General features: G+C 70.6%; 13 protein-coding genes and 1 rRNA gene. 8 read left to right on the top strand and 6 right to left on the bottom strand.

Annotation, left to right across the window (positions count from 1 at the left end; translation table 11 throughout):
• Window positions 1–86 precede the first annotated feature (86 nt).
• The 7 genes from ACZ37P_RS30260 to ACZ37P_RS30230 all read left to right on the top strand — a co-directional run bounded on the left by ACZ37P_RS30260 (window position 87) and on the right by ACZ37P_RS30230 (window position 10,024).
• Window positions 87–947 (top strand): DUF8175 domain-containg protein, encoded by an 861-nt coding sequence (locus tag ACZ37P_RS30260; RefSeq protein ID WP_467349522.1) that lies wholly within the window; start codon window positions 87–89, stop codon window positions 945–947.
• Window positions 937–2,298, top strand: a complete 1,362-nt coding sequence (locus ACZ37P_RS30255; protein ID WP_391164017.1) for a hypothetical protein — start codon at window positions 937–939, stop codon at window positions 2,296–2,298. The genes ACZ37P_RS30260 and ACZ37P_RS30255 overlap by 11 nt, the downstream gene beginning before the upstream one ends.
• Window positions 2,295–3,839 carry an SCO6880 family protein gene (locus ACZ37P_RS30250; protein WP_188285554.1) on the top strand — a complete coding sequence of 515 codons (1,545 nt, stop codon included), beginning with the start codon at window positions 2,295–2,297 and terminating at the stop codon, window positions 3,837–3,839. Before ACZ37P_RS30255 ends, ACZ37P_RS30250 begins: the two co-directional genes overlap by 4 nt.
• Before the next feature lie 32 nt (window positions 3,840–3,871).
• Window positions 3,872–5,299 carry an ATP-binding protein gene (locus ACZ37P_RS30245; RefSeq protein WP_188285564.1) on the top strand — a complete coding sequence of 476 codons (1,428 nt, stop codon included), beginning with the start codon at window positions 3,872–3,874 and terminating at the stop codon, window positions 5,297–5,299.
• A gap of 13 nt (window positions 5,300–5,312) precedes the next feature.
• On the top strand, window positions 5,313–6,995 hold the full coding sequence (locus tag ACZ37P_RS30240) for a type IV secretory system conjugative DNA transfer family protein (RefSeq protein ID WP_467349520.1): 1,683 nt from the start codon (window positions 5,313–5,315) through the stop codon (window positions 6,993–6,995).
• Between the two features lie 471 nt (window positions 6,996–7,466).
• Entirely contained in the window at window positions 7,467–8,894 is a 1,428-nt protein-coding gene (locus ACZ37P_RS30235; protein WP_467349518.1) for a hypothetical protein, read from the top strand.
• Window positions 8,891–10,024, top strand: a complete 1,134-nt coding sequence (locus ACZ37P_RS30230) for an ARPP-2 domain-containing protein (RefSeq protein WP_467349516.1) — start codon at window positions 8,891–8,893, stop codon at window positions 10,022–10,024. The genes ACZ37P_RS30235 and ACZ37P_RS30230 overlap by 4 nt, the downstream gene beginning before the upstream one ends.
• Window positions 10,025–10,103: 79 nt before the next feature.
• Here the strand turns inward: ACZ37P_RS30230 and ACZ37P_RS30225 are convergent, their stop codons facing one another.
• The 4 genes from ACZ37P_RS30225 to ACZ37P_RS30210 form a co-directional block, all read right to left on the bottom strand.
• Window positions 10,104–11,222 carry a LacI family DNA-binding transcriptional regulator gene (locus tag ACZ37P_RS30225; protein ID WP_391164012.1) on the bottom strand — a complete coding sequence of 373 codons (1,119 nt, stop codon included), beginning with the start codon at window positions 11,220–11,222 and terminating at the stop codon, window positions 10,104–10,106.
• Between the two features lie 270 nt (window positions 11,223–11,492).
• A complete protein-coding gene (locus tag ACZ37P_RS30220) occupies window positions 11,493–13,145 on the bottom strand; it encodes an extracellular solute-binding protein (RefSeq protein WP_391049777.1) in 1,653 nt (550 codons plus the stop codon).
• Window positions 13,146–13,250: 105 nt separating this feature from the next.
• Complete coding sequence (locus ACZ37P_RS30215; RefSeq protein ID WP_467349513.1) at window positions 13,251–14,114, bottom strand: carbohydrate ABC transporter permease; 864 nt, start codon at window positions 14,112–14,114, stop codon at window positions 13,251–13,253.
• Between the two features lie 101 nt (window positions 14,115–14,215).
• Window positions 14,216–15,070 (bottom strand): ABC transporter permease, encoded by an 855-nt coding sequence (locus ACZ37P_RS30210; RefSeq protein WP_188285565.1) that lies wholly within the window; start codon window positions 15,068–15,070, stop codon window positions 14,216–14,218.
• 446 nt (window positions 15,071–15,516) lie between these two features.
• On the opposite strand from ACZ37P_RS30210, the gene ACZ37P_RS30205 reads away from it, so the two are divergent.
• Window positions 15,517–16,518, top strand: coding sequence for a hydroxyacid dehydrogenase (locus ACZ37P_RS30205; RefSeq protein WP_467349512.1), 1,002 nt, complete (start codon window positions 15,517–15,519; stop codon window positions 16,516–16,518).
• An 89-nt stretch (window positions 16,519–16,607) separates the two neighbouring features.
• Here the strand turns inward: ACZ37P_RS30205 and ACZ37P_RS30200 are convergent, their stop codons facing one another.
• Together ACZ37P_RS30200 and rrf are read right to left on the bottom strand one after the other, a co-directional pair.
• Window positions 16,608–17,141 (bottom strand): GNAT family N-acetyltransferase, encoded by a 534-nt coding sequence (locus tag ACZ37P_RS30200; protein ID WP_467349511.1) that lies wholly within the window; start codon window positions 17,139–17,141, stop codon window positions 16,608–16,610.
• Between the two features lie 70 nt (window positions 17,142–17,211).
• Window positions 17,212–17,299, bottom strand: a 5S ribosomal RNA gene (gene rrf, locus ACZ37P_RS30195); the annotation flags it as partial.

Below are 17,299 nucleotides of genomic sequence, written 5' to 3'. Positions count from 1 at the left end.
CCCACTCAACCAAGCAGCGGTGCCGTCCGTGCCACACGCCGCTCCGGCGTGCCCGCGGCGCGGGCGCCCCAGGGGGCGAAGGCACGATGAGCCTCGGCCAGGACGGACCCCCGACCAGGACCCGGATGCCGGAGGGCCACGGCGGCCACGGAGGCGGTGGCCGCCGCCCCCAGCCCCGGCGCGCCCTGGTCACCGTCGTCAGCATCATCGCCCTCCTCGTCGTGGCCCTGGCCTTCGCCAACCGCGGCTCCCACCCGTCCTCCTCCGGCTCCGCCGACAACGGCACGGCGGCCGGTTCCGGCGCCACCGCCGGCTCCAGCGGCGGTGGCGGGGGCGGGGGCAATACCGGCACGGACGCCCCGACCGCCCCCTCCGGCCAGAAGCCGGTCACCGGCAAGAGCGGCGGCATCCCCTCCGGCTTCGCGCACAGCGGGGAGGGGGCGCAGTCGGCGGCGGCGAACTACGCCGTCTTCCTCGGAGGCGATGGCATGTACTCCGCCGCCCGCCGCCACGAGATCGTCGACACCGTGTACGCGGCCGACGCCGCCGCGAAGGTGCAGAGCGATCTCGACAAGGCTTACTCCGACGCGGCCTTCCTCCAGCGGATAGGGCTCAAGCCCGACGGCACGGCACCGGCCGGGATGACGTTCATCTCCCGGGTCAACCCGGTCGGCGCCAAGGCGGAGAAGATCAGCGGGGACACGGCCACCGTGAGCGTCTGGTTTTCGTCGCTGTTCGGTCTGGCAGGCGAGGGGTCCACCAACCCGGTCGCCGAGAGCTGGTACACGAACACGTTCGAGCTGAAGTGGGTCGGCAACGACTGGAAGATCGTCTCCTTCCAGCAGAAGGACGGCCCCACTCCGGTAGGACGTGACCAGGCCGCCTCGTCGGCCCAGGACATGACCAACGCAGTGAACGGGTTCGGAGGCTTCACCTATGCCCGGTAGTCGTCGTGTCCTGACCCTGGCCGCCGTTCTGGGCAGTGTTCAGGTCTCCGCGGTGCTGCTCGCCACGCGCGCGCTGGCCGATCCCTCGCCCAGGGCCACGGCCCCGGGCTCGGGTACGGCGACCAAAGACCCCTGCGCGCTCATCCGCGGCCCGGCCAAGTCGTACTGCGAGAACGGCGCGCCCTCCACCTCCACCAAGGGCGGGACCGACTCCAGCACCACGCTCGACCCGCTCACGTCCCTCGGGCGGGGCTGCGCCGACGCCGCCGCGTGGACGATCGACAAGCTGTCCCAGGCGGTGACGAAGACGACGCAGGTCGACTTCACGAACACCGCGTTTCTGCGGCAGTACGCGGTGGTGTTCGCGGCGTCGACGATTCTGACGCTGGTGCTGTGGCTGCTGGCGGTGGCGAAGCGGGCGGTGCGCGGGGTGCCGTTGACGGAGGCGCTGACGGAGGCCGTCGGGTTTCTGTGGCTGACGGTCCTGGCGTCGGCGTTCACACCGCTCGTGCTGTACACGGTGGTGACGGCGACGGACGCGGTCACGGAGGTGATCTCGTCGGGGACGTCGTCGAACACGGATGTGTTCTTCGGGTCGTTCTCGGGGGCGCTGACGAAGGGCAAGGACATCGGCGGCGGCCCGATCATGCTGATCGTGGTGTCGATGGTGTCGATCCTGGCCGCCGGTGTGCTCTGGCTCGAACTGGTGATCAGGGCGGCCCTGCTGTACGTGGGGGCGCTGCTGGGCACCGCGGTGTACGCGGGTCTGGTGGACAAGAACATGTGGGGCCACGTGCGCCGCTGGGCCGGGATCATGATCGCGGTGATCCTGGTGAAGCCGGTGATCGTGATCGTGCTGGGTCTGGCCGGGGCGCTGTCGTCGTCCAAGGACGGGCCTGACGCGTTCTCAGCGGTGGTGTCCGGCCTGTCGATCATCCTGCTGGCGATCTTCGCGAGCGCGATGATCTACCGATTCGTGCCCGGCTTCGGCGACGACGTGGTGAATCTGCGGAACAACCGCAAGGCCAGCGGCCAGAGCCAGGCCGCCGCGGTGATCTCGTCGCCCGCGGCGCTGGTGCGGCAGGGCATCAACACGCACAGCGCGCGCGGCGGCCCGCAGGAGCAGGCGCAGGGCGGCGGCTCGCAGCCGTCGAACCCGGTGGCGGGCGGGGTGGCCGCGCACAGCAGCCGTACCGGCAATCCGGGACCGTCCGGCGGGAGCGGCGGCTCCGGCGGTGGCTCACGTACCGGTGGCAACGGCTTCGGGGGCGGAAACTTCGGCTCGAACTTCGGCAGAGGCTCGGGCTCAGGATCGAACAACGGCAATTCGCAGGGAGGTGATCGCCGGTGACGACCCAGCCCTTCACCCAGCCGCGCCGTACGTATCTGATCGGCAAGGCCCGGCCCAACGCGATCGTGGGCAAGAACCGGGAGACCGGCGAGATCGCGCTGATCGTGGCCGGAGCGGGCCTCGGCATGCTGTGCGGCCTGCTGGTCCCGGTGCTGCTGCTGCGCATCGTCGGCCTGGTCGGCTGGCCGATGCTGGCCCTGGCCGCGGTGTACATGCCGTACCGGCGGCGCACGTTCTACCGCTGGTTCGAGATCAACCGCACCTTCCGCCGTACGCTGCGGGTCTCTCCCACCTACCGGTCGGGGATCGAGGAGGCCGGAATCGGGCTCGACGGGCGCGAGGTCGAGGTCGGGCCGCCGCCGGGGATCGGGCGGATCAGTTGGCTGGCGGCGCCATTCGGGCCCGACGAGATCGCGGTGCTGCTGCACGTCGACCGGCGTACGGTGACGGCCGCCATCGAGATCGAGGGACCCGGCGTCGGGCTGCGCGACAGCGAGGACCAGGAAGCCCTGGTCGAGCGGTTCGGCACCCTGCTGAAGCATGTGGCCAACGGCGACGGCTTCGTGACCCGGCTTCAGATGCTCGCCCGCACCCTGCCCGCCGACCCTGACGCCCACGCCAAGGACGTCGCCCAGCGCGGCGACCCGGCGGCAGAGAACTGGCTCAAGGACTCCTACGACCAGCTCCAGTCCATGGTGTCGACCTCCTCCGAGCAGCACCGCGCGTATCTGGTGGCGTGCATGCACTTCACGCGCGAACTGGCCGCCGAGGGCAACGCGATGGCACGCGCCACCTCGGGCCGCGGCGTGAAGGTCGACAAGGACGCGGGACTCGCCGCGGTGATGGCCCGTGAGCTGAACGACATCTGCGCCCGTCTCGCCGAGGCCGACATCCGCGTCAGGCAGCCGCTGGGCCAGGCCAGGCTGTCGTCGCTGGTGCACTCGATGTACGACCCGGACCACCCCATCGACCACATCCAGGCGATGACCCGCCGCAACGCCTGGCCGGCCGAGCTGGACGCGACCGAGCCGACGTACTTGCAGGCCAAGACCCGTGAGTCGTCGACCCGCGCACCCTGGAACCACTCCACCGCGTGGGTCAAGGAGTGGCCCATGACGCCGGTCGGGGTGAACTTCCTGGCGCCGCTGCTGGTGCACACCCCCGATGTGATCCGTACGGTCGCGGTCACCATGGACCTCGAACCCACCGATGTGGCCATCGAGCGGATGCTGACCGAGAAGACCAACGACGACGCCGACGCCAGCCGCGCCGCGAAGATGAACCGGGTCGTGGACCCGCGCGACGTCGCCCACCACGGGCGGATCGACCAGCGTGGCGAGGACCTGGCGAGCGGCGCCGCCGGCGTCAACCTCGTCGGCTACATCACGGTGTCCTCGCGCTCCCCGGAAGCGCTGGCGCGCGACAAGCGCACCATTCGCGCTTCCGCCGGTAAGTCGTATTTGAAGCTTGAGTGGTGCGATCGTGAGCACCACCGGGCATTCGTTAATACGTTGCCGTTCGCGACCGGCATCCGCCGCTAGTCCGCCCGTACGAGGAGGCCACCGCCATGCCCATGCTGGACCCTCTTGCGGCGCTCACGGACGCCTTCACGAGCTTCCTGTTCGGCCGGGTCGAGTCGACGCGGCTGCCGGTGCGCACCTCCACCGGCCAGGCCCAGGCGGTGTACCTGCCCACCGCCGCCCCCGGCCTCGGCGACTCCGGCGTCATCATCGGTCGCGAGGTGTACTCGGGCAAGGGCTACATCTACGACCCCTTCCAGCTCTACGGCCAGCAACTGCCAGCCCCGCACTGGCTGGTCCTCGGCGAGTCCGGCAACGGCAAGTCGGCGTTGGAGAAGACCTACGTGCTGCGCCAGCTCCGCTTCCGCGACCGGCAGGTCGTTGTGCTCGACGCGCAGGGCGAGGACGGCGTCGGCGAGTGGAACCTCATCGCGAAGTCGCTGGGATTAACTCCCATCCGGCTGGACCCGATGGCCGCGCTGGACGGCGGCATCAAGCTCAATCCCCTGGACCCGGCGATCACCCTCACCGGTCAGCTCGCGCTGCTCCGGACGATCATCGAGGTCGCGATGGGCCGCGGTCTCGACGAGCGGTCCGGCTTCGCGCTGAAGGTCGCGCACGCCTATGTGATCGAGACGATCACCGACCGGCAGCCGATCCTCACCGACATCGTGGAACGGCTGCGGCACCCGCTGGAGGAGTCGGCGGAGGCCATGAACGTCGACCTGGACGACGTCCGCGCCTGGGGCCTGGACGTGGCCCTGGTGCTCGACCGGCTGGTCGACGGTGACCTGCGGGGCATGTTCGACGGGCCCACGACCGTCGGCATCGACCTGGACGCGCCGCTGATCGTCTTCGACCTCTCCCACATCGACCGCAACTCGATCGCGATGCCGATCCTGATGGCGATCGTCGGTGTGTGGCTGGAGCACACCTGGATCAGGCCCGACCGGAAGAAACGCATCTTCCTGGTCGAGGAGGCCTGGCACATCATCAACTCGCCCTTCGTGGCCCAGCTCTTCCAGCGGCTGCTGAAGTTCGGCCGCCGCCTGGGCCTGTCCTTCGTCGCCGTCGTCCACCACCTCTCGGACGTCGTCGACGGGGCCGCGGCGAAGGAAGCCGCCGCCATCTTGAAGATGGCCTCCACCCGCACCATCTACGCCCAGAAGGCCGACGAGGCGCGCGCCACCGGGCGGGTGCTCGGCCTGCCGCGTTGGGCGGTGGAGATCATCCCGACGCTCACCCCCGGCATCGCCGTCTGGGACGTCAACGGCAATGTGCAGGTCGTCAAGCACCTCATCACCGAGGCGGAACGGCCCCTGGTCTTCACCGACCGCGCGATGACCGAGACCTCCCTGGAGCACGAAGCGGAGGTCGAGGCCGAAGCGGCGTCGGAGGCGGAGGCCGAGGCCCGTGCCGAGGCACACGCCGCCGCCGAGGTGGCGCTGGCCAAGCAGTTGGCCGACGACGCGGTGGCATGAGAGGTGGGGTGACATGGCCGGGAGGAAACGCGACTCCTCTGGGGGCCTGCCGGACGGCCTGATCGTCGGCGTCCTCGGCTTCCTGCTGGGCGTGACGCTGCTGGTGTGGACGGCCACCGGCATCGCGGGGGTCCTCTCGCACGGCGGCTGGCCCGCCGAGGTGCACTTCACCCGCACCCCCCAGGCCATGCGGCACCTGATCGCGGACCCGCACGACGTCGCCGCGGCCTGGCCCGACTCGCCTCCCGGCCAACTGCCCGGCTCCGGGCTGTTCTGGGGCATCTTCATCAGCCAGTTCATGGTGCTGTTCGTCCTGACCGTCTTCGTGCTGAACGCGGTGGCCCGTACCCGCGCCCGCCTCAGGGCACCCCGCCAGGCCCCGCCCGCCCCGGCCCCTGAGACGGCGCCCGCGCCGGTGGAGCGCGCCCCGCTGCCCTCGCCGCGCCGCCGCCGCGGCCAGCCGGTCGGGTCCAAGGCCGCGGGCGACGACGGCCTGGACGCCTGGTTCCGCTCCGTGCCGGGCGCGGCGGGCCCGCGCGAGGACGCGCCCACCACGGTCTTCGAGCCGATCCCCGCCACGGCCACCGAAGCGACCGGGCCCACCGCCGCCGGAGCCACCGGCACCATGGCCGCGGCCCCGATCCCGCACCCCGTCGCCGACCCACTGCCCGGCGGTGAAGTCACCCGCACCTATGCCCTGTTCGCCAGCCCGCGCGGCGACAAGTCCAAGCGCATCGTGCAGCCCGCCGTCCTGGCCGCCGCGGGACCCGCCATGGTCACCACCGCGGACCCGGACACCTATCAGCAGACCGTCGGCAACCGCAGCAAGCTCGGTCCCGTCCACGTCTACGATCCGGCGCACCTCCTCGACGTGCCCGGGCGGCTGCGGTGGGCGCCGCACGGCGGCTGCGAGCGACCGGAGACCGCCGGGATACGCGCGGGCGCACTGCTGGCGCCGCTGCGGCCCGCACGCGCCGACGAGGCCATCGTCCACGACACCGCCGTGACACTGCTGCGCTGCTGGCTGCACGCGGCGGCCCTGGACGGCGGCCCTTTCCGCCAGGTGCAGCGCTGGGCGGCGAGCGGTTCAGCGGCCGGTGAGGCGGTGCGGATCCTGCGTACCGACACCGAGGCCGCCTCCGGCTGGAGCGGCGAACTGGAGTCGGTGCTGCACGCCCACCCCGAACGCCGGGACGCGGCGCAGGCGTTGATCCGCCAGACCCTCGAACCGCTGAACGCGGTACACATCCGCGACGCCTGCAATCCACCGCGCTCAGGTGGCCTCGACATGGAGTCATTCGTCGCGGAAAGGGGCACACTTTACGTAGTGGGTGAGCGCATCGAGGATCCGCGGACCCACTTGGGTGCGATGCCCCTGCTCACCGCACTCGTCTCCAGCGTGGTCGAGCACGGCCGGCGCATGGCCGCAACGTCATCCGCCGGTCGGCTCGACCCACCACTGACCTTCATCCTGGACGACGTCGCCGCGCTGGCCCCGCTCCCGGGCCTGTCGGACCTGCTGAGCACCGGTCACCACTCCGGTCTGCCCACCCTCGCCGTCCTGCGCTCCCCCGAACAGGCGCTCGCGCGCTGGCACGCGCCGCTGTGGCAGCACGCCGACATGCGCCTGGCCCTGGGCGATGAGACGGCCGACACGCTCCCGCCGTCGATCCCGGACGCGGTCCGCATCCGCTGATTCCGCGCGCGGGCGCCCGGCCGCACGCCCGCGCCCACGCGCCCGCCCGCGTGTGCGCACACGCGGGCGAGAACGTACGGGAGAGATGCCCCCGGCGGGAACGCGGGCGCGGCGCCCGCCCGCCCGGCCGGCCGGTTCGCGCCCCTGATTCCTCTGCTCCCTGTTGAGTTGTCAATGTCCGCTTGTCACTGATCATCAGTATCCGCTCCACGCCGTCCTCGTGGGGCAACTGATTTCCAGGCTGTGGATAACTCATTCGCCGAAAGTCGCCCTGTGGAAAACTCCGCGAGCGAATCCGCCGACCCTGTTACCGTTCGAGAGTCGACCGCGGGACTCCGTCGCGACTTCCGGAACCTGCCTCTGAAGCAATGATTCGCAGCTCGCGCCCTCATTCCCCGGTCGACGCCGAACACCTCGAACACACCAGCAATCGACGCCCCAACACACCTACGCGAGAACAGGAGTCACCTCATGCAGCCAGAAGGACTGATCGCCGCCGAGGACGTCCTCCTGTTCGCCAATGCCGCGACCACATCCACCGCCCAACGCGAATTCCACTCCGACGCCGACACCCAGCACCTCTCGCTCGACTTCCTGCACGCGTACATGCTGGGCAACTACCGCGATCTGTACGCCGCCGCGCTCGCCCTCGACATCAACGACCACAACGCCGCCCTGATCATCCGCCGACTGCTGGAGAGCGCCACCGAAGCGACCCCCGAACAGCGCCGCACCGAAGGCCGGCTGATCGCCCGACGGCTGACCGCACTGCCCCCGCAGCGGGTCTACGCCCTCTTCGCCGCGCTGCGCCGGGCCAAGGTCAACAACCGCCGCACCCGCGCGATCATGCGGGACTGGCTGGCCGCCCGCCCCGACCCGGCGTTCGACGCCGTCAAGTACCGGACCGGGGTGAAGACGGCGCTGCGGCACGCCCACCTGCCCGCACGAGAAGCCGAGTTGGGTGACTTCCTGTTCGCCCCGCGCCGCCGCACGCGCTACGGGACGCCGCTGCTGGAGACCTGGCGCCGCGCGCACTACGAGCAGGCGGCGGTCTACGAGCTGCCGTTCACCGTCGCGGAGGGCTTCGCGGCCCGGCACGGCATCGCGCGCGCGGCTTTCCTGGAGCGGATCGCGCCGCGGATGACCCGGCTCGAACGGCTCCGTTTCCAGGACTCGGCGCGCCGCCACGGCGCGACCGCCGTCCGGACCGACCTGACGCGGATGCCGCTGACCCGGCTTGCCTCGTACGTCCTCGGGCTGTCCCTGGACGAACGAGCCGGGCGGCGGGCGGAGTTGACAGCGGCGCTGCGGGCCGCCGCGCGCCGGGCCGCGCGCGGCGAGCGCGGCTGGGGCCGGGTCGCGGCAGTCCTGGACGACAGCTTCTCCTCCTACGGCTCCGGCCAGAAGCGGCGCCGCCCGCTCGCGGTGGCGCTCGCAGCCCACCACCTGTTGGAGGCACTCGCCGACTCGTACACACCCCTGTGGACATCGGGACGGAGCGATCCGCTGCTGGCGTTCCCGCATGGGGCGACCCCGCTCGGCGAGCGGATTCTGGACGCGCTGGAGACCGGCGCGGACCGGTTGCTGATCATCTCCGACGGCTGGGACAACGCACCGCCGGGGCTGGCCGCCGAGGTGCTGCGCGTATGGCGGACCCGGCTCGACCCGGACGGGCGGGTCACCGTCGTACACCTCAACCCCGTGTACGACGCGGACGACTTCGACGTGCGCCGCCTGGCCCCGACCGTACCCACCGCGGGCATCCGCGACGCCGAGGATCTGCCGTCGCTGGTCGGCCTGGCGCGGTTCGCCACCGGCCGCACCGGCCTGCCTGAGCTGCGCGCCCACCTGGACAGCCGTATCACCGCGTTCCTGACCGCACCCGAGGAGGCCCGATGACTGCCACCGGCCCCCTCCGCCTCGACCTGGCCGGACTCACCACGCGCCCTTCGCAGGTCTGGGGCGGCATCCGCCTCGTCCCGCTGGTCCGCGCCGAACCGCTGCCGGGCCTGCGGCTGCACGCCGAGCTGTACGGGGACGGCATCGGTGTGGTGACGGTCGCGCCACGCATCACCTACACGTCGTACATCCCGCACGGCTTCGTCGCCGACTGGGGCGCGGACAGCGGTCATGCGGGCGCCGCGGCGGCGTACGGGACACAGTTGCGCGGCGACCGGGACGCCGAGCCCGTGACCGCGATGCCGCTGCGCATCCACCGCCGGATGGCACGCCGAGAGGCCAAGCACCGACTGCGGTTCCTGCCGCTGCACCTCGCGCTCGACGGTTATCTGGCGCTGCACTTCGGCGGCCCGACCATCGCGTGGGAGGAGTGGTCGCAGCGGGCACTGCGGCAGGGCCTTTCGCCTCGGGTGGAGGAGGCGTACATCGGCGTGACCGTGCGCGGGCTCGGTGACGCGCTGAAGGTGTTCGAGATACACCCGGGCCAGTGCGGGGTGCTGCTCTACACGGCCGACGCCCTCGCCGCGGCCTTCGTCGTACCGCACCCGGAGGACTACCGGGCGCTGCACGCCACGCTCGTCCAGGACCTGTACGGGGAACTCATCTACCAATACGCCCTGTTGAGCGCGGCCGTGCCGGACTTCGTGCCGAGGATCGACGAGACGCGGGTGCGGACGACGGCGGATCTGCGAGCGGCGGTGGCCGCGGAACAGCGGGCGTGGGCGGAATTCCACGACGGGACGATGGCGGCGGGGCTGCTGAATACCGAGTACGCGACGCGGAAGGTGTACCGGGCGGGCGGGTTCACGCTGTCGCGATTCATACCGGCCTTTCGGCCCCGCGAGGAGAACCACATAGGTGAGGTCATCACCGCGGCGGACGGTCGGCTCGCGTATCTGAAGACCTTTCGTCTGTCCGAGACGCAGATTCGGCGCGGACATCTGTTGGAACGGTTGGCAGCGCACGACTGGCACCTGGGACGGACGGCCGAGGAATTCGGGCTGGACGAGAGGGAATTCGCTTCGCGCCTGCGGGCGGCGGGATTCGGTTCACTGCTCCGCCAGGGATGAGGACGCCTCCACAGAGGGCCGCACCCGAGAAGAACTCGGGGACCGCCCACCGCGGGAGCGAACGCGAAGGACCGCGCTCCTAAAGCGCTGACTCCTCCGCCGTGAGCCGTCGCACGGACTCCCGCAGGACGATGTGCGTGCCCAGGAGATGGCGGGTCTGGGCGGTGCCGCGGGCGGAGCCGGGGAGGCCGGCGTCCTCTTCGGCGAGGGCCAGGCGGACGGCGGCGCGGCCGAGCTCGTAGGAAGGGATGTTGACGGTGGTCAGGGGAGGGTTGAGGTCTTGGGAAACATCGTCGTTGTTGTAGCCGACCACCGAGATGTCCTCGGGGGTGCGGAGCCCGCGCTCGCGCATGGCGGCCATAGCGCCCGCGGCGACCAGATCGTCACCGGCGAAGACCGCGGTGAAGTCGGGGTTGCCGTCGCACCGCACGAGCAGGTCCCGCATGGAGTTGTAGCCGTTGGTGCGACCGAGGCCGATACCCGCGATCCGCTGGTGCTCCGGCCCGAGCCCGTGGTCGGCCAGCGCACGCTGGTAACCGCGCACGCGCGGCTCGGCCGTGCTGTGCCCCGGCATCGTGCCCAGGTAGAGGATCCGCCGGTGCCCGGCGGACAGCAGGTGGCTGACGGCGGCGTACGCACCGGCCTCGTTGTCGTACTCCACCGCGATGACCGGGGTGTCGGGGCTCGGCGCGGGGCGCCCGCACAGCACGAGCCGGGAGCCCGCGGCGGCGAGCCCGTGCGCGTACTCGGTCAGCCGCACGCGGTACGCCTCGTCCTCGACCGCGCCGCCGACCAGGATCACGATCTCGGCGCGCTGCTCACGCATCATCTGCACCAGCGCCAGCTCGCGCGCCTCGTCACCGCCGTGGCTGCACACCATGCACAGCCGGCCGCGCGCGGCGGCCTCCTGCTCGACGCCCTGGGCGACGGCGGCGAAGAAGTAGCTGTCGACCGACATCATGATCACCGCGACCGTCTTGGGCCCCGTCCCGGCCAGCGCCCGCGCCCGGCCGTCGATCACGTAGTCGAGGTCCTTGACCGCCCGCAGCACCTTGGCGCGCGCGGCGGCCGACGTCGGGTAGTTCCCGGCCAGCGCCCGCGAGACGGTGGCGACCGAGACACCCGCCCGGACGGCGACATCGCGGATCGTGACACGCCGGCTCCCGCCGCCCGCACCCGCCGCGGTCCCCGCACCCATGGGGCTTCCCGCGCCCGGCCCGTTACCCGGCCCCGGCTCTGGTGCAGTCTCCGCCATCCCCGCCATCCGATTCCTCAGCGGCCCGCGGCTCCGGATCCGCGACGGCCAACACGCGACGCAAGGACCGACCCACGGCCCGGCGCCTGGCTCAGCGCAGGACCGGGCCCCACGCCCGACGCTTCGTTCGACACATCGTTCGACGCGGCGCCCGGCGCCCCCCGCGCTGCCGCCCAGCGTAGTAGTGCGGGGCCGGGCGGCAGGCACAGGGCGTCAGTGGTTGGCCGCGTAATCCGCCGCGTACTCGTCGGCGATCTTGTTCAGGCCGTCGCCGCGCATCTTCTTCACCGCCTCGTCCCACGCGCTCAGCGGCTTGCGCCCGGCCACGATCGCGCCGATCGTGTCGAGCCGGTACTGTCCGATGGTGGCTCCCGACCGGGTGAAAGTCTCCGACTGGAGGCCGAACCGCGGATTGCGTACGAGCATCGGCGCGATCTTCACCTGCCAGGCGTGGCTGCGCTTGACGTCGTCCGGCCGCCCCGGCAGGTAGAGCACCTGCGGCGCGTCGGACAGGTACTTGATCGGAAGATTGACGGTGCTCTCCACCAGACCGAGGTCCGTCGGTATCGGCGAGCCCTCCGCGTCCCGCGTGAAGTGCGTGCCCTCGATGCCGAAGTGCGTCAGCTCGTACTCCTTGGTGCCGAACGGCGCCGCCAAGTAGTCGAGCACCCGCAGGATCAGCTTGATCCGCTCGGGCGCGGCCTTCTTCAGCACCGTGTAGCCGAAGATCCCGCGCGCCCGCTCCATGCCGGGCTTGCCGCCGCCCGACGGCGTGTACGGCACCGCGCCGTCCAGGACGAAAGCGTCCTTGATGCTCGGGATGCTCGTGGTCAGTGCCCCGAAGCCGTCACCCATCGACGCGACCGTGCCGTTGTAGAAGAGCGTCTTGCAGTCGACGGTGGAGGTGCTGAGCGCGTTCGGCAGGTACGTTCCCGCCTGCCGCAGCTTCAGCATGAACTCCAGGCCCGCCTTGTACTCGTCCGTGCCGTACGCGTCGACGAAGTGCCCGCCGTCGAGCTTCCACTCCTGCGGCGCGCCGAACGCCATCGTGTGCACCGCGAAGCCGAAGCCGGTCTGCTGCGCCGCGCCCAGCGCGTACTTCTTGCCGTGCGTCGCCTCCTTGGCGACGGCCATGAAGTCGTCCGACGTCCAGCCGTCCTTCATGCCGGCCGCGCTGAAGATGTCGTTGTTGATCCACAGCGTGGTGCCGGGCGCGGACCGCTGCACCGGAATGCCGAGGATCCGCCCGCTGATCCGGCCCATGTCCTCCCACGCGTAGGTGGGGATGTTCGCCAGATTCGGGTAGTCCTTGACCGCGTCGCCCGCCAGGTACTCGCTCAGGTCCGCGCACTTGGCCTGCACGAATTGCGCCTCGCGGGGCAGTACGTGACCACCGCCGAGGTTGATGACGTCCGGCAGGTCGTTGCCCGCCATCAAGGTGGCCATCTTGTTGTCGTAGTCGGAGTCCGGCACGACCGTGAACTCGATGTTCACCCCCAGCGCCTTGTTGACCGCCGCCCAGAACTTGTTCTCCGACGCGGGCTTCGGCGGCGTCCCGTACGAGATCGTCATCACCTTGATCGTCTCGCCGTTGCCCGGCTTGTCGGCGACCGCGCTGACCAGGTTCTTGGGATACGTCAGATAACCCGGCTGCACCCCGTCCGCCGTCCCCGGCAGATCGGGCGCGGGCCCGTTGACCGGCTTGTACGTCGGCCAGGGTGCGAGCTTCTTGCCCGCGTTGCTCACATCGTGGCCGCCGGACGAGGAGGACGAGCATGCGGCGAGAACGGATGGGGCGGCCAGAGCGGCGCCACTTGCGGCGATCGAGCGCAGCAGCGTACGCCGCGAGAACGACGAGGTGCTCACGGTCAGTCCTTTCAGGGGTACGGGTGCGATGCGGGTGCGGTGATACGGGTACGGCGGCACGGTCCGCGGCCACGCGGCCACGCGGCCGCTCGGCCCGCGTACGGCTCAGCTCTTGATGGCGCCGGTCAGCACGCCCTTGGTGAAGTACTTCTGGAGGAAGGGGTAGACGACGAGGATCGGCACGGTCGCCACCACCAGCACCGCCATCTGGATCGTCTGGGGCGACGAGACCATCCCCGCCTCGCTGCCCCCGGAGTCCGCGAGCTGCGCGCCCCCGATGACATACGTGCGCAGCACCTGTTGGAGCGGCCAGTGGTCGGAGTTGAGGTAGATCGACGCGTAGAACCAGGCGTTCCAGTACGAGACCGCGTAGAAGAGCCCGACGACCGCGAGGGCCGCCTTGGACAGCGGGAGGACGATCCTGCGCAGGATCAGCCACTCGCCCGCGCCGTCCAGCCGGGCCGCCTCGTACAGCTCCTCGGGGATCGACTGGAAGAAGCCGCGCAGTACGACGAGGTTGAACACATTGATCAGGACGGGCGCGATCAACGACTCGTAGCTGTCGAGCATGTTCAGGCCCTTGACCAGCAGGAAGCCGGGGATCATGCCGGGCGGGAAGAGGAAGGTGAACAGGATCAGCAGCAGGATCGGCTTGCCGCCGAAGACCTGGGGACGGCTGAGCGCGTACGCCAGACCGATCGTGCAGGCGAGGCTGAGGGCCGTGCCGATGATCGTCACACCAGCGCTCACCCACAGCGCGTGGGTGACGATGCTGCCGTCGAAGATCTCCCGGTAGGCGCGCAGGGTGGGGTGTTCCGGCCACAGCACCCAGCCGCCGTTGGCGACCACGTCCTTGTTGGACGCGAAGCTGGTCGACACGATGATCAGGAACGGGACGGTGACCAGCAGGACGACGGCGACCAGGGCCAGCGCCTTGGCCGCCTGAGTGACGGGCTTCGGCTTCTCCATCCACGAAGGACGGACGGGACGGACCGGGCGACTCGAACGACGCGGGCGGACCGAACGGAACGGGCCGGTACGAGGCGTGCGACCGGCGGACTGAACGGCGCTCATCGGTAGACCCCCTGCTCGCCCAGCCGGTGCGCGACCTTGTTGGCGGTGAAGACGAGTACGGCGCCCACGACGCCCTTGAAGAGACCGGCCGCGGCGGCATAGCCGAAGTCGCCGCCGATGATGCCCTTGTAGTAGACGAAGGTGTCGATGATCTCGGCCGCCTCGGGCCCGACCGCGGGCCGTTGGAGCAGCATCTGCTCGAAGCCGACCGACAGGATGTCGCCGAGCCTCATGATCAGCAGAAGAACGATGATCGGCCGCAGCGACGGCAGGGTGACGTGCCAGAATCGCCGCCACGGACCCGCGCCGTCGATCGCCGCGGCCTCGTACTGCTGCTCGTCGACCTGTGACAGCGCGGCGAGGAAGATGATCGTGCCCCAGCCGCAGTCCTTCCAGATCACCTGGGCCACGACCAGCGGCTTGAACGCGTCGGGGTTGCCGATGATGTTCACGGTGTGCAGGTGGGCGTCGCCGAGCACGCTGTTGAGCAGCCCGGTCTCGCCGAGCACCTGCTGGAAGAGGGCCACCACGATGACCCACGACAGGAAGTGCGGCAGATACGCCACGCTCTGCACGAACCGCCGCACGCTGTCGCGGGTCAGGCTGTGCAGCAGCATCGCCAGCGCGATCGGCACGGGGAAGAAGAAGACGAGCTGGAGCAGCGCTATCCACAGGGTGTTGACGACCGCGGCCCAGAAGTCCGGGTCGCCGAACATCCGCTGGAAGTTCGCGAAGCCCACCCACTGGCTGGCCCAGAGCCCGTCGAAGGGCACGTAGTCCTTGAACGCGATGACGTTCCCGACCATCGCTCCGTAGTGGAAAAGCAGGAAGTACGCCACGCCGGGCGCCATCAGCAGGACGAGGGCGGCATCCCTGCGCAGCCGCTTGCGGCGCGAGCCGGGCTCGGGCTTCACACGGTTCGCCCCGCCCCGACGGGCCAGGCGTTTCGCGCGTCTCACGCGTCGTTCGGACGCGCCCGCCGCATCGGCGCGGCTGGTGGCGTCCTGTTCGGCAATCGCCATCGCGTCCTCCTCGACGCTTAAGGTGGGACGGAACCTAAACCGGTTACTACGACAGGTCAACCCCTCCCGCAGCCCAAGACGTTGACCTCTGATGGCGTCGGCCCTAATCTCAGAGCCAGAGAAAGAAACCGATTACACCGTGGTGCGCGCACAGCGGCCCGCACGCACGGCGCCGCACACGCACGACGACGAACATGAACACGAGCAGGACCACGAACACGAGCACGTCACCGTGCACAGACCCACGCAGACCTGCGGACACGTGAGGGGCAGACATGGCGGAGCGTCCGAATCTGGTGCTGGCGATGCGTCCGGACATCCTCGACCTGGTACTTCCGGCCCCCCTGCGCACCCGGCTCGACGCCCTCGCGGCCGTCCACCCCGCCCTCGTCACCGACACCACGACGCCCGCCGCGCGGGCGGCGCTCGCCGACGCCGACGTGCTGCTCACCGGCTGGGGTGCGCCCGCCGTCGACTCCGCAGTCCTGGCCCTCGCGCCCCGGCTCGGCGCCGTCATCCACGCCGCCGGCACCGTCAAAGGCCATGTCGGGCCCGAGGTCTGGCAGCGCGGCATCGCCGTCTCGTCGGCGGCCGACGCCAACGCCGGTCCCGTCGTGGACTTCACTATGGCCACGGTCGTCCTCGCCGCCCGCCGCGCGCTCGGCACCGCCGCCGAGTACACCGACGGCCAACTCCTCGGCTACCGCGACCGGCGCGGCGCGGACGGCGCCGTCGTCGGCGTCATCGGTGCCTCCCGCATCGGCCGCGGCGTGATCGCCCGGCTCATCGCCGCCCCCTCCGACTTCCGCGTCCTGCTCGCCGACCCGTACGTCTCCGCCGCCCAGGCCACCGCTCTCGGCGCGGAACTCGTGGACCTCGACGAGCTGTGCGCGACCTCCGACATCGTGACCGTGCACGCACCCGATCTGCCCGAGACCCACCACCTGCTCGACGCCCGCCGCCTGGCCCTGATGCGCGACGGCGCCTCCGTCATCAACACCGCGCGCGGCCGGCTGGTCGACACCGCGGCCCTCACCCGCGAATGCGCCGCGGGCCGCCTCGACGCCTACCTCGACGTCACCGACCCCGAACCACTCCCCCGCGGCCACCGGCTGCACAGCCTCCGCAACGTCCTGCTCACCCCCCACATCGCGGGCTGCCAGGGCACGGAGGTCCAACGGCTCGGTGCCTACGCCGTCGACGAGGTCGAGCGCTGGACACGCGGCGAGGCCCTCCTGGGAGCCGTGCTGGCGGACGACTTGGCGCGCATCGCGTAAGGCGGCGCGCAACGCGTACGGCGGCGTGCATCCCGTACGGCGGCGTGCAGCGGTACGGTGCCGGATTCGTCGTCGTCCGGCGGCGCGGTCTAGCGGTCCCTGAAGAGCACCATCTCGTACTCCGTCTCGGACGGGTTCAGCGGATACTTCATCGTCTCGCCGGTGCGGATGAAGCCGAAGCGCTGGTAGAAGGACTCGGCACGGCCGTTGTCCTGGTGGACCCACAGGTACACGCGGTCGGTACGGTCCCAGGCCCAGGCGATGGCGGCGGCGAACAGGCGCTCGGCCAGACCGGTACCGCGGGTCTCGGGGATCAGATAGACGGCGTTGACGGAGAAGTAGTCGGGGCGCTCCACGACGACGGTGAGCATGCCGACCCAGGCGCCGCCCTGGTGTCCGTCGGTCTCGTCGGGTTTGCGGACCGCGTCACGGTCGATGGCGACGAACTGCTGGGATCCGGCACCGGACGCCCGTCGCTGCCAGACCGTGTCGCTCAGCACGGCCTCCTCCTCGAAGGTCCGCGCGAAGGCCATGCTGCTGACCGGGTCCTGGAGCGCTGCCAACCGCAGTGCCCGGATCCGCTGCCACTCCGCCGGTGCCACCGGCCGTATCTCGTACCGCATCATCCGACGGTACAACGCAAAAAAGCTCGGGTCCTCCGAATTAAATTCGGAGGACCCGAGCTGAAAGATTGTTCGGCGGTGTCCTACTCTCCCACAGGGTCCCCCCTGCAGTACCATCGGCGCTGAAAGGCTTAGCTTCCGGGTTCGGAATGTAACCG

The sequence above is a fragment of the Streptomyces sp. NPDC024632 genome (genome assembly GCF_055559175.1).
The sequence above is the reverse complement of the archived record's forward strand: the minus strand, read 5'-3'. Positions and strand labels throughout refer to the sequence as shown.

What these genes read in the sequence shown, in the direction of transcription:
- ACZ37P_RS30225 (WP_391164012.1), bottom strand. Translation starts at nt 11,222, where the DNA reads ATGGGTGCGGGGACCGCGGCGGGTGCGGGCGGCGGGAGCCGGCGTGTC.
- ACZ37P_RS30200 (WP_467349511.1), bottom strand. Translation starts at nt 17,141, where the DNA reads ATGCGGTACGAGATACGGCCGGTGGCACCGGCGGAGTGGCAGCGGATC.
- ACZ37P_RS30255 (WP_391164017.1), top strand. Translation starts at nt 937, where the DNA reads ATGCCCGGTAGTCGTCGTGTCCTGACCCTGGCCGCCGTTCTGGGCAGT.
- ACZ37P_RS30240 (WP_467349520.1), top strand. Translation starts at nt 5,313, where the DNA reads ATGGCCGGGAGGAAACGCGACTCCTCTGGGGGCCTGCCGGACGGCCTG.
- ACZ37P_RS30230 (WP_467349516.1), top strand. Translation starts at nt 8,891, where the DNA reads ATGACTGCCACCGGCCCCCTCCGCCTCGACCTGGCCGGACTCACCACG.
- ACZ37P_RS30205 (WP_467349512.1), top strand. Translation starts at nt 15,517, where the DNA reads ATGGCGGAGCGTCCGAATCTGGTGCTGGCGATGCGTCCGGACATCCTC.
- ACZ37P_RS30210 (WP_188285565.1), bottom strand. Translation starts at nt 15,070, where the DNA reads ATGGCGCCCGGCGTGGCGTACTTCCTGCTTTTCCACTACGGAGCGATG.
- ACZ37P_RS30260 (WP_467349522.1), top strand. Translation starts at nt 87, where the DNA reads ATGAGCCTCGGCCAGGACGGACCCCCGACCAGGACCCGGATGCCGGAG.
- ACZ37P_RS30215 (WP_467349513.1), bottom strand. Translation starts at nt 14,114, where the DNA reads ATGGAGAAGCCGAAGCCCGTCACTCAGGCGGCCAAGGCGCTGGCCCTG.
- ACZ37P_RS30245 (WP_188285564.1), top strand. Translation starts at nt 3,872, where the DNA reads ATGCTGGACCCTCTTGCGGCGCTCACGGACGCCTTCACGAGCTTCCTG.
- ACZ37P_RS30235 (WP_467349518.1), top strand. Translation starts at nt 7,467, where the DNA reads ATGCAGCCAGAAGGACTGATCGCCGCCGAGGACGTCCTCCTGTTCGCC.